The organism is Sutcliffiella deserti (assembly GCF_020037475.1).
In the GTDB taxonomy this organism is placed as follows: Bacteria; Bacillota; Bacilli; order Bacillales; family Bacillaceae_I; genus Sutcliffiella_A; species Sutcliffiella_A deserti.
The window spans coordinates 43,126-56,097 of the sequence record NZ_JAIQDB010000014.1; the positions used below are offsets into that span (position 1 = coordinate 43,126).

8 protein-coding genes and 2 riboswitches are annotated in these 12,972 nt (G+C 40.2%); of the genes, 5 read left to right on the forward strand and 3 right to left on the reverse strand.

Going from position 1 to position 12,972, the window contains the following annotated elements; all coding sequences use genetic code 11:
• Positions 1 to 456: 456 nt before the first annotated feature.
• From K9B36_RS16005 to K9B36_RS16015, 3 genes are all read right to left on the reverse strand, one after another.
• A complete protein-coding gene (locus tag K9B36_RS16005) occupies positions 457 to 2,166 on the reverse strand; it encodes a glutamine--tRNA ligase/YqeY domain fusion protein (RefSeq protein ID WP_223703409.1) in 1,710 nt (569 codons plus the stop codon).
• A gap of 335 nt (positions 2,167 to 2,501) precedes the next feature.
• Positions 2,502 to 2,909 (reverse strand): anti-sigma regulatory factor, encoded by a 408-nt coding sequence (locus tag K9B36_RS16010; RefSeq protein WP_223703410.1) that lies wholly within the window; start codon positions 2,907 to 2,909, stop codon positions 2,502 to 2,504.
• A 199-nt stretch (positions 2,910 to 3,108) separates the two neighbouring features.
• A complete protein-coding gene (locus K9B36_RS16015; RefSeq protein ID WP_223703411.1) occupies positions 3,109 to 3,816 on the reverse strand; it encodes a Na-translocating system protein MpsC family protein in 708 nt (235 codons plus the stop codon).
• Between the two features lie 404 nt (positions 3,817 to 4,220).
• On the opposite strand from K9B36_RS16015, the gene K9B36_RS16020 reads away from it, so the two are divergent.
• From K9B36_RS16020 to K9B36_RS16040, 5 genes are all read left to right on the forward strand, one after another.
• Positions 4,221 to 5,174 carry an AAA family ATPase gene (locus K9B36_RS16020; RefSeq protein WP_223703412.1) on the forward strand — a complete coding sequence of 318 codons (954 nt, stop codon included), beginning with the start codon at positions 4,221 to 4,223 and terminating at the stop codon, positions 5,172 to 5,174.
• The gene (locus tag K9B36_RS16025) at positions 5,174 to 6,385 is read left to right on the forward strand and encodes a DUF58 domain-containing protein (RefSeq protein WP_223703413.1); all 1,212 of its coding nucleotides are present in this window, start codon (positions 5,174 to 5,176) and stop codon (positions 6,383 to 6,385) included. Before K9B36_RS16020 ends, K9B36_RS16025 begins: the two co-directional genes overlap by 1 nt.
• Before the next feature lie 2 nt (positions 6,386 to 6,387).
• Positions 6,388 to 8,595 carry a transglutaminase TgpA family protein gene (locus K9B36_RS16030; protein WP_223703414.1) on the forward strand — a complete coding sequence of 736 codons (2,208 nt, stop codon included), beginning with the start codon at positions 6,388 to 6,390 and terminating at the stop codon, positions 8,593 to 8,595.
• A 39-nt stretch (positions 8,596 to 8,634) separates the two neighbouring features.
• Positions 8,635 to 8,736, forward strand: a riboswitch (purine riboswitch).
• Positions 8,737 to 8,920: 184 nt separating this feature from the next.
• On the forward strand, positions 8,921 to 10,441 hold the full coding sequence (gene guaA / locus K9B36_RS16035) for a glutamine-hydrolyzing GMP synthase (RefSeq protein ID WP_223703418.1): 1,521 nt from the start codon (positions 8,921 to 8,923) through the stop codon (positions 10,439 to 10,441).
• 187 nt (positions 10,442 to 10,628) lie between these two features.
• Positions 10,629 to 10,730, forward strand: a riboswitch (purine riboswitch).
• A gap of 173 nt (positions 10,731 to 10,903) precedes the next feature.
• Complete coding sequence (locus K9B36_RS16040) at positions 10,904 to 12,229, forward strand: NCS2 family permease (RefSeq protein WP_223703415.1); 1,326 nt, start codon at positions 10,904 to 10,906, stop codon at positions 12,227 to 12,229.
• The last annotated feature ends 743 nt before the right edge of the window (positions 12,230 to 12,972 follow it).

Here is a 12,972-nt window from a genome sequence, read left to right on the forward strand (position 1 = left end):
CAACAAAGTTGTTGCTGTAAGACGTAAAAAACGGCATTTTGGATTTTTACAGTACTATTCACACTAAAGAAAGAGCGATTTTCAACTTTAACAGGGTTGTACCCACTTAGATAAATACAGCTATTATTGTGGAAACAGTTTTATAATCCAAGTTTCTATTTTATAATCCAACTTTTAAATATATGAGCCACTTTTTCAATTTATTGTCCAATTGAGCTAATATAAATGCCATTCGACACCAATCGACATGCCCCGCCCCGGATCGAGCCCCAGCCACCCCGGATCGACATGCCCCGCCCGGGATCGAGCCCCAGCCACCCCGGATCGACACGCCACCACCCCAGATCGAGACCCCGCCGCCCCCAATCCGCCCCCCCCACCCGAGGCCCAACCACCCAACCCCTCACCCCATAACAAAAAAGCCCCCGTTCACTAACGGGGGCCACCAACCTAATCCTATAACTTAAACGAGCTCTTCAACGACACAATCTCATTAAATACAAGCTTGTCAGAAGTTGTAAGCTTCGGATCCACATTAAAGTAACCGTGGCGGAAAAATTGGAATTTCTCCTGTGGCTCGACGCTTTTCATGTTTTCTTCTACAAAGCCGTTTAGTACCTTCAATGAGTTTGGATTCACATGGTCAAGGAATGATTTTTCCACTTCCACCGTTTCCTCCTCCGTGCCAGCAACATCTGCTACTTCAGCATCGACTTCTGCTTCCGGCTCCTCATCCAACAACAAAGGTTCGAAAAGACGGAACTCTGCTGGAACAGCTTGAGATGCTTCGACCCAATGCAACGTACCCTTTACTTTACGGCCAGTAAAGCCTGTGCCGCTCTTCGTCTCTGGATCATACGTACAATGAATTTCTACTACATTGCCATCCTCATCCTTAATGAAATCCTCACACTTAATAAAATAAGCATGCTTCAGACGGACTTCGTTACCAGGGAAGAGACGGAAGTATTTCTTCGGTGGGTCCTCCATAAAATCCTCTTGCTCAATGTAAATCTCGCGGGAGAATGGGATTTGTCTAGTTCCCATTTCAGGGTTTTCAGGGTTGATTTCAGCATCCAACATTTCCATTTGTCCTTCCGGATAGTTGGTAATCACAACCTTCAATGGACGAACAACACCCATCGTACGTGGGGATTTTAGCTTTAAATCCTCGCGCACAAAGTGGTCAAGCATTTGAGAGTCAACAAATCCAGACCCCTTGGATACCCCAGTTTCGCGGACGAATGTCCGAATTGCTTCAGGTGTATAGCCTTTACGACGCAAGCCAGAAATCGTCGGCATACGTGGATCGTCCCATCCGTCAACAATGCCTTCTTCCACAAGTTTGCGCAGCTTACGCTTACTCATCACCGCATTGGTGATATTCAAACGGCCAAACTCTATTTGCTGCGGAGTTCCTGTCATTTCTGTTTCTTCAACCACCCAGTTGTAAAGCGGACGTTGGTCTTCAAACTCCACCGTACAGATAGAGTGCGTCACATCCTCCATGGCATCCTCAATTGGATGAGCAAAAGCATACATTGGGTAGATGCACCACTTGTCACCTGTGTTATGGTGTGGCGTGTGAGAAATTCGGTAGATAACCGGATCACGCAGGTTGATATTTGGTGATTTCATATCAATCTTTGCACGCAACACCTTTTCGCCGTTTCCGAATTCGCCATTGCGCATGCGCTCGAAAAGGTCCATATTTTCCTCTACAGAGCGGTCACGGTAGGGGCTGTCTCTCCCTGGCTCCTTCAGTGTTCCCCGATAGGTGCGGATTTCATCTGCAGACAAATCATCCACATACGCCTTGCCTTTTTTAATCAAAAGAACGGCGCGGTTGTACATCTCTTCAAAGTAATCAGATGCAAAGAAAAGTCCGTCCCAGTCATATCCAAGCCATTTTACGTCCTCTTTAATGGATTTAACGTACTCTGCGTCTTCTTTTAATGGGTTGGTATCATCAAAGCGCAGGTTCGTTTTACCGTTGAACTCATCTGCAAGGTCGAAGTTGATGACGATGGACTTTGCATGTCCGATATGTAGGTAGCCGTTTGGCTCAGGAGGGAAGCGGGTGATAACATGGTTTCGCTTACCAGATTCCAAGTCCTCTTTTATGATATTTCGAATAAAATTCGAGTTCTTAGGGTTATGTTCCAAGTTTTTCAACCTTCCTTATTTTAAGAATGCCGGGGGAAAGTGCCAATTGAACTCTGTTCCCACCACTTATGATAGTCAATATTGTAACACAAGAAATAGGAAGCGCAAAAGCTAATAAAAGAAGGGAGGATAACAATATCAATATGTTAACGCGACTGTCAATATCTGAACAGTGGTTTATTATCAGACGGGAGGGGGTATTAAATGGAAGGCCTTTCTCCATGGATGTTTTAAAGGAGAAATAATTGAAGAGGAGATCTAACGGTGGCGGCACATAAAAAGTAAGCGGTGATTGGAGAAAGCACCACAGATTCTTTTTACTGTAGGGAGGATAATCATTTTCTTAGCCATTTGACTATCCTGATTTCTGTACCTTTGTTCATTTCAGAATCAATTTTAAACTCGTCCATCAATCTTTTGACACCTGGCAAGCCAGCACCAAGGCTGTTGGATGTGGAATAGCCGTCCTCTAAAGCTTTTTTCACATTCTCTATACCTGGACCTTGATCTGATACATGGATTTTTAAGCCGGTAGCATGTTTTGAAATAACTTCTATCTCTATGTCACCTTTACCCGCATACCTGACTACATTTCTTGCCAGTTCTGATATGGCCGTGGCAATTCTGGCTTGGTCGATAGCATTAAAGCCTAGCTCGGTTGCAATTTCCCGTCCAGCTTTCCTGACAATGATAATGTCCTTCTCATCCTTAATTTCCAGCTTTTCTCCAACTTTATTATTCATCCTATCAACCTCCAAAGGTATTGCTAAAAATTTCGCATTAATGATTACTTCTATTTAAGGTGTTAAGTATTATTCGTTGCTGTTATGCTCTTTTTCAATTAAATTAGTAATATTATCCAATAAAATAAGCCAAAAAGAAGGTTGGTCGTGCTACCTTCTTTTTGGCTTATGTCTAGTTCTATGCCCAGATCATTACTGCCTACTCTATTTTATTTGGGTTAAGGATAAATACGATGGTGCTTTTATCTAACTTAAAATCCCAATTAACAAATACATCCTGAAGTTGCGCGTTTAAGTACTTTTCGAAATGGTCCTGTCTTTTGTAAAGCAGACCTTTTTCAAGCTTTCGTTTTGCAATGGTCAATTCCTCTTCAAAGCCGAGTTCAATCAGCATTTTCTCTATTTCTACGAGGATCCCTTTTCGAATAATAACAAGGGTTCGAGAGTTAAATAGATGAGAATATATTTTCTCTGGAACTTTTTCGGCTTCTTTACTTACGATAGAAACTAATGATTCCACCTTATCGCTGTTAGGATAGGAAAAGTCAGGTAATGGTTCCTTTTCTATACCTATTCCCATAAATAATCCCGAGGCCGATTGCAATGTCCAGTCGTAATAAAACTCTTCAATTTCAATGCCTGAGACACTTTTTATTAATTCCTTCATTTCAGGGGCAAGTCCATGCATAAGTTTATCACGAGTTTCCTCCACTGTGATGGAATGATGCTCTTTTAAAAGAGCTTGCTCCATTGGAGTGAGGAAATTACGCAAATAAACAGTAACATAAGGATCAGAGATTGTAACATAAATGGATTCTGGTCCTTTACCGAAATGATCTCGCAAAAGCTTGCCAATACTGCTTGCAAGCTCTAATTGTTTTTGCTTTATATTTATTTCTGTCGTCATAGTGTCATTCCTCTAAGAACAAAGCATATCTTCTTTATTCCATAATTTAATTAAAATGAGTGTATGTAAGTCTAAACACTAGTATAACGTAAAAGATAAGTCAATCCTACCATTTGAGTTGCAGTTACTAAAATATTCTACATTTAAGAAAGAAATCCTTTATTTTGTTTCATATTTTATGGACTTATAGGAACAATCCTTAAGAAAAGAGCCTTAAAGAAAAAGAGTGATTAATATCTATCGCTCATTTTTTTTGTTATTCTATATATAGGGAATATTGCAAATAATAATTATTTCCTAAAAAAGGGATTCTAGTCTCGGTGAGAGAATATATAGAAGGTTGTACTTTTATACTACTTCGGTATAGGAAGTAAGGCTTAGACCATATAGGGGGTACTTTATTAATGGAAACTTCACAAATACAGGTTAAAAGGATTTTAGATAATATAGGAAACGTAATGATTGGAAAGAATCATGTAGCAGAACTGAGCATTGTCGCACTCCTTGCTGGAGGACATGTACTTCTTGAGGATGTTCCGGGTGTAGGAAAGACGCTGATGGTAAGATCGCTTGCCAAATCGGTTGGAGCAGAATTTAAGCGAATTCAGTTTACGCCTGATCTTCTTCCTTCAGATGTAACAGGCAGCTCCATCTATAACCCAAAAGAACTGCGATTCGAATTTCGCCCTGGTCCAATTATGGGTAACATCGTTTTAGCTGATGAAATTAATCGTACCTCTCCTAAGACCCAAGCATCTTTACTTGAGGGAATGGAAGAAGCAAGTGTGACGGTGGATGGAAATACTCTTTCCTTAGGAAGTCCGTTTTTTGTTATGGCTACTCAAAATCCTATCGAATATGAGGGGACATATCCATTACCAGAAGCCCAGTTAGATCGTTTTCTATTTAAAATGAATATGGGTTATCCTTCTCCAGATGAGGAAGTGCAAATATTACATTCTACCGAGAAACGGCAGCCAATTAATGAGCTTCAGTCTGTAATTACACTAGAAGAGCTTCAAGAGATGCAAAAACAGGTAAAAGAGGTTCATGTTGATCAAACAGTTAAAGAATATATTGTTGACATGGTCAATCGGACACGTACACATCAATCCGTTTATTTAGGTGCAAGTCCACGTGGATCTGTAGCTCTTATGAAAGCTGGCCAAGCATACGCATTTATTCATGGCAGAGATTATGTAGTGCCAGATGATATAAAGTATTTAGCACCATATGTATTGCCACACAGAATCATCTTGAAGTCTGAAGCGAAATTTGAAGGCATGACAGCAGAACAAGTGGTGCGAAAGGTAATTGACCGAACGCCTATCCCTGTTCAAAGGTCGATGAGCCGATAATGAAAGCATTTTTTCATAGAGTTAAAAAGCTATCAAAGTTAGTGTCCTTTATTTTGCTTGTGGTGATCACATTTGTTTATGCAATGTTTCAAGGTGGATTCGTCAGCTGGTTTTTATTTTTCAGCTTCTTGCCCTTTGCTCTCTTCTCATTACTCATTTTGCTTTATCCATTAACCGACTTTAAAGTAGTGAGAACGTTAAACCAAGAAAAATACAAAGCAGGGGATAGACTGATAGGAACAATCACTTTAAAAAGAACCATCCCTTTTCCGTTACCCTATCTATTAGTAGAAGAAGTGCTGCCTAGCAATCTCTTATTCTCTCAACAAACTAAGAGTGCCAAGAGGATTCTGTTTCCCTGGTTCACCAATAAGATTACCTATCAATATGCATTAGATCGAATACCTCGTGGAGAACACTCCTTACAGGCGATTCGCTTTAAAACGGGTGATTTTCTCGGGTTAATGGAAAAAGAAAGAATGGTGGAACTTCATGATAAGTTCCTGGTTTACCCAGACTATGAAGAAATAACCTACAAGCAGCATGAAAATAAATTTGATCAAGGTTCAACTTCCTCGAATATGAGGATGGTAAGAGACACTTCCATGACGGTTGGGGTGAGGGAATATCAACCTGGCGACAGGTTCTCCTGGATTGACTGGAAAGCAACGGCAAGAAGAAATGACATTATGACAAAGGAATTTGAACAGCAGCAAAGTCACGATGTGGTTTTGTTTGTAGACCGGTCGCAATCCACCTCTTTTGAAAGTGCTGTTAGCTATACCGCCACTTTAACAAAAGCAGTACTGAAATACGGCTCTCAAATTGGTCTTGTCTCCATTGGAGAGGACCGGTCTATTTTTCCTTTGCGAAGCGGGGAAGAGCAGTTCTCCCAAATCTATTATCATTTGGCAAAAATTCAACCGGACAGTAAGTTGAGCTTTGCGAAGGTACTAGAAATGGAGATAGGGAAATTCCAACCGACAGTTACCTTTCTTTTTCTGACAGGGAAGCTGGGGAAGGAAACGGTGGAGAGTCTTGAGAAATTATCGCAGCGCCACATTCACCTTCAAGTGATGTTAACGAAAGATGAAGGCGCAAGAGTAACGAAAGAAGAGAATATCTATATCGAGCTTTTAAAGAGAAGAAACATTATCGTAAAGGTTATTTATGCAGGTCGCGCAACCGAGACAATAAGTGAGGTGAGTTAAAGATGGGAGTATCCAATCCATACCAACGTAATATCTATGCACTGCTTATGCACATTTTTGGTTTTGTTCTTCTATTAGAATGGGTGCTGCCGCTCGAACAGGTGACAGACACTTCCAATCTTTACGTATTTATCGTATTTCTCACCGTAACCTTTGTATTGTCTTTTTTGCAAATAATTCCTTTATTGAGTTCTGTCGTGCAATTAGGGTTTATGATGTATTTCCTTCATGTACTATATATGCCAGGCGTTTTCTTAGGAAAAGAATGGTTCGCCTTTTTATGGCAGGACTTGCAGTACAATTTTGATATGATTTGGGCTTCTGATTGGCCAGCAATGACCGGGCTATTTCGTAGTATCCTCCTATTTATTCTATTATGGCTTATAAGTTATTTAGTCATCTATTGGATTCTTTATCGGAAAAAAATGCTACTATTCGTTGTTTTCACGGTTACATATGTGGCAATACTCGATACCTTTACTACGTATCAAGGGAATACAGCAATCGTTCGATTAATGGTGGTGGGCTTGCTGATCGTAGGATTTGTGCATTTGGAACGGTTGAAGGAAAGGGAGGGAGTCTTCCGTTCTGGAAAAATGATGCTGGCGTGGGGAATTCCACTTACCGTTTTCGTGCTATTGTCGGCCACAGTTGGGTATCTATCACCTAAAGCTGCCCCAATATGGCCAGATCCAGTACCTTTTCTGACATCCTATGGAGATGGTGCTGGAGAAGGAGTAGGAGGAGTAAAGAAAATAGGGTATGGAGAAAATGACTCAAGATTAGGCGGTCCATTTGTACCTGATGATTCTGTGGTCTTCCAAGCAGAAGTGAACCGAAGACATTATTGGCGCGTAGAAACTAAGGACATCTATACAGGAAAAGGGTGGGACGCTACAGAAGCGGATCCTGTTCCGTTAGATGGGAATAGCAACAATGTTGTTTCTTGGCTGAGTGATACGGTGGATACAGAGCCATTGACTGCTAGTATAACAATGGAACTGGAATACCCTCATCTGAATTATCCACTTGGATTTACTAGTGTGGAAGCAGAAGAGACGATCTTTGAAATAAATCCAATCACAGAGAAAATTAACACCCTGGATTTAGATGAAGATCCTGTAAGATTAGAAGAATACGAGGTGAGCTATGAATTTCCTCGTTATTATATTGAATCATTAAAAAGTGCCGAATCTGGTACAGGGTTAGAAAGCGTTGAAGAGTTTCTTGATCGCTACACCCAATTACCTGACTCACTGCCTGAACGGGTCCGAGATCTTGCGGAGGATATCACAAGCTCCTACTCTAATAGGCACGATAAAGTGACGGCTGTAGAGCGTTACTTCCGCCTTAATGACTTTTCGTATGAAACAACAGATGTTGCAGTCCCAACAGGACGAGAAGACTATGTTGACCAATTTTTATTTGAAACAATGAAAGGTTATTGCGATAACTTTTCCACCTCTATGGTTGCCTTACTCCGAGCTGTCGATATTCCGGCAAGATGGGTTAAAGGCTATACATCAGGGGATTACGTTGATATGAATGATGAGAATCAGAGTGTATATCAAATTACGAACAATAATGCCCACTCGTGGGTAGAGGTGTATTATCCTGAGGTGGGCTGGGTTACATATGAACCTACGAGCGGGTTTAGTAATCCATATAGTTTTGTTTACGAAGCAACCGAAGGCAACACAGGTGAAGACGAGGAAGATCAAATTCCAGAACCTGCGGAAACTCCTGATACGCAAGATCCATTAACACCTGAACAAGGGCAGGAGGATATTGATGAAGGAGGAAGCTCCTCGAATGGTCAGGATAATACCTTTGACTTACAACTTTCCTGGAAACCTGTGTTGATGACATTAGGCAGCATAACCGCCCTAATTTTTCTGCTTTTCTTCACAAGAAAAAAGTGGAAGCCTTATCTATATATAGCACGTTATCGAGGTAAGAGGGATGATTCGACCTTCCCTAAAGCATATACCGCCCTGTTAAAGCAGCTACACTCTATTGGCTTGGTTCGCGAGGACGGTCAAACGTTAAGAGAATATGCTAAATATATTGATGGTTTTTACAGGGGCAGTGAGATGCAAACCTTAACCTCTCGCTATGAAAAAGTAATCTATCGTGGAGACTCGTCCAAAGCAGAATGGGAGCAATCGGTGGAATTATGGGAAAATTTAATTAAAAAAGCAACATCTTGACCTGCTATACACTCATTGATAGAATAAGAACAAATTTATAAATTTAATAGCAATTGGCTTCATATATCCTCGATAATATGGTTCGAGAGTCTCTACCGGGTTGCCGTTAACTACCCGACTATGAAGGTAGTTTTTTCTAGTAGACTAGAATTCTGCCTTCTTATGTATTTGGGAAGAGGAATTCTGGTTTTTTTGTTTTTTAGTCGGAGAAAATAGGATTATGATCCTTTTCAAGGTAAAGATAAACAATATCTTGGTGTGGGCATTATTAAATTACATGAGGTGAATTAGTGTGGAAGGTATTCATTTAGAAGGTGTGCAAGAAATGGTCGTTGTCTTAGATTTCGGCAGTCAATATAATCAGTTAATTACACGTCGTATACGTGAGTTTGGGGTTTACAGTGAGCTTCATCCCCATACAATTACAGCAGAAGAAATCCGAAAAATGAATCCTAAAGGAATTATCTTTTCTGGCGGACCTAACAGCGTGTACGGTGAAGGTTCTTTAAGCTGTGACGAGAAAATATTTGACTTAGGTATTCCTGTATTAGGCATATGCTACGGAATGCAGCTTATGACTAAGCACTTTGGCGGGGTTGTGGAAAAAGCAAGTCATCGTGAATACGGTAAAGCTCTTGCTACCGTAACGAACCAATCCTCTCTTTATCGTGAACTGCCTGAGCAGCAAATAGTATGGATGAGTCATGGTGACTTAGTGGTTGGAGCCCCTGAAGGCTTTGTAACAGACCTAACAAGCCCTTCTTGTCCAATTGCGGGTATTAGTGATGAAGAAAGAAAGCTGTATGGTGTTCAATTTCATCCAGAGGTTCGTCACTCAGTTTATGGAAATGACCTAATTAAAAACTTTGTCTACCATATATGCGGATGTACCGACAGCTGGACAATGGAGAATTTTATTGAAATTGAAATGCAAAAAATCCGTGACACTGTTGGTGATAAGAATGTTCTTTGTGCATTAAGTGGAGGAGTGGACTCTTCTGTAGTAGCGGTGTTAATCCACAAAGCAATTGGCGATCAGCTCACATGTATATTCGTCGACCATGGCCTATTGAGAAAAGATGAAGCTGATAGTGTTATGAAAACATTCAGTGATGGCTTTAATATGAATGTCATCAAAGTCGATGCAAAGGACCGTTTCCTTAACAAGTTAAAAGGAGTTTCTGATCCTGAGCAAAAACGTAAGATTATTGGGAACGAGTTTATTTATGTTTTTGACGATGAAGCCACCAAATTGAAGGGGATCGATTACTTAGCACAAGGAACCCTTTACACAGACATCATTGAAAGTGGCACTGCAACTGCCCAAACAATTAAATCTCATCACAATGTTGGCGGTTTGCCAGAAGACATGCAATTTCAGTTAATTGAACCGCTCAGCACTTTATTTAAAGATGAAGTACGTGTATTAGGCTCAGAATTAGGAATTCCTGATGAAATCGTCTGGCGTCAACCATTCCCAGGTCCAGGCCTCGGAATACGTGTATTAGGTGAAATATCCAATCAGAAGTTAGAGATTGTCCGTGAATCAGACCATATTCTTCGTGAAGAAATTAAAAAAGCGGGACTAGATCGGGATATTTGGCAATACTTCACGGTTTTGCCTGACATTCGCAGTGTAGGTGTAATGGGAGATCAACGAACATACGATTATACAATCGGTATCCGTGCGGTAACTTCCATTGATGGGATGACCTCTGATTGGGCGAGAATTCCATGGGATGTTCTTGAAACGATCTCCACACGAATTGTAAATGAAGTAGACCATATTAACCGAGTGGTGTATGACATTACAAGCAAACCACCTGCAACGATTGAGTGGGAGTAATAGCCCCCTTTTACACGATGGCGCAAAATTAGCTTAATACGAATAATTACCTCTGTAATAGCCGGCTGGAGAATCCCAGCTGGCTTTTGTTGTATAAAAACCGAACGAATATATACTTATAATAAAAAATGTTCGTTTTTATATTGACGAATGCTGTAGAATTTAGTAGAATAAAATAGAAATAATCATAATTTAATAGTTTTACTCTCGTATAAATTTGGGAATATGGCCCAAAAGTTTCTACCAGGCTACCGTAAAAGGCTTGACTACGAGGAGTAGGGATAAGGTATTGATTTGTCTAACCGTAGATCCGCTTACCTATTCCATCCTCGTATGTTCACGTCTCTGGTAAATCAGGGGCGTTTTTCTTTTTTAGGAACTCTACTTGCGTAGAAGCGACAATCAATACGAAAATAGCTTTTCTTTTTACCGAAAATAATAAACAACGCGAGGAGAATCCTAATGAAGAAGTATTTTGAATTTGATAAACACGGAACAAGTTATAAAACAGAATCGATTGCCGGACTGACTACCTTCCTGGCAATGGCTTACATCCTAATCGTCAACCCTTTGATGTTGTCACTAGCAAGTGTCGGAGATTATCCAGATGCACTTAGGATGGACCAGGGGGCAATCTTTACCGCCACCGCACTTGCAGCAGCAGTTGGTTGTTTAATTATGGGTCTTTACGCAAAATACCCAATCGCACTTGCACCGGGAATGGGACTAAACGCATTCTTCGCCTACACAGTTGTTCTCACAATGGGAATTCCATGGCAAACAGCACTAGCAGGCGTTTTAGTTTCAGGATTGATCTTCATTGTCTTAACGCTTTTTGGAATTCGCGAGAAAATCATTAATGCCATTCCTACAGAGTTGAAATATGCAGTAGGAGCAGGTATTGGACTGTTCATCACATTTATCGGCTTTCAAAATGCCGGCATCATCGTTGGAGATGACGCAGTACTAGTTGGCCTTGGTGACTTAACAAATGGAAATACTTTGTTAGCGGTCTTTGGTCTTATAATTACAGTTATTCTTATGGTAAGAGGCTTTAAAGGTGGAATCTTTTTCGGTATCGTTATCACTGCAATCGTCGGTATGGTATTTGGATTAATCGACAGACCAGAAGCAATCGTTGGAGCTATTCAACCTCTTGAGCCTACCTTTGGTGCAGCATTTGCTCATCTTGGTGACATCTTTACCATTGAAATGCTCGTTGTTATTCTGACTTTCTTATTTGTAGACTTCTTTGATACAGCTGGTACGCTAGTGGCTGTTGCCAACCAAGCTGGCCTTATGAAAGAAGACAAACTACCAAGAGCAAACAAAGCGTTATTAGCTGACTCTGCAGCAACAGTTTCCGGGGCGATACTTGGAACATCCACTACCACTTCCTATATTGAGTCATCAGCCGGCGTCGCGGCAGGAGGAAGAACCGGATTTACATCGATCATCACTGCGATCTTATTCTTGTTATCGTTATGGTTCTTCCCATTATTATCTGTCATCACAGAGCCGGTTACAGCACCTGCACTAATTATCGTAGGTGTGCTCATGGTATCAACGCTAGGAAAAATTGCGTGGGATAAATTTGAAATAGCGGTACCAGCTTTCTTAACTATTATTGCTATGCCTTTAACCTATAGCATTGCCACAGGTATTGCGGTTGGCTTTATTTTCTACCCGATTACGATGATCATGAAAGGTAGAGCTAAGGAAATTCATCCGGTAATGTACGGACTACTAATCATCTTTGTTCTCTACTTCATCTTTTTAGTGGAATAGTTTCTTCTATATAGAAAGTAAATTACAATCTATAAAAAACACACGACATTCTAAATTGAATCGTCGTGTGTTTTTTATTATGGTGCTTTTTTGGTTTACATCAATCTTATTTACTACAGATGCTTATGGCAGATCTTCCAAAGATGAATGTGACAGAGAGATAAGATCTGGATTGTAACAACTTTTGCTGCAGCTACATAGTATGCGAAAGTAGCCCATAGTTAAAAAGTAATGACGGTTGGTTTCTTAGTTTAGTCTGTATATTATATAGAAGGAGAACGTGTTGGTCTTTATTTCGACAGGTTGTTAATAGGTGTTCGCGATTTGCTCCTAGGATAAAAATACCAAATGTTTGTTTAAATAAAACGGGCTTATGATGTTTATCAGGAAATAGACAGGGAACAAGAGAAATATAAGGTTACAAATAAACTAAGCTAATACCGACATATAGATTTATGCTAATGTGATTTTGGAAGTTAGCTAGTAATCTATTAGTGTGGAATTATAAATTATGATCAAAAAAGTTATTTCAGAAAAACAGTTGACTTTGCTAACAGGTAGATGGTATATTATTATTCGTTGCCGCAAAAACAAGAAAAACTATTTCGGAATGTTGAGGCGATAAAAGAAAAACAAAAAGTTGTTGACGACAAAACGTTAACATGGTATAGTAATTAAGTCGCAAGTGAGCGACATAAACGCAAGTGAAAATGATCTTTGAAAACTAAACAAAACAACAGCGT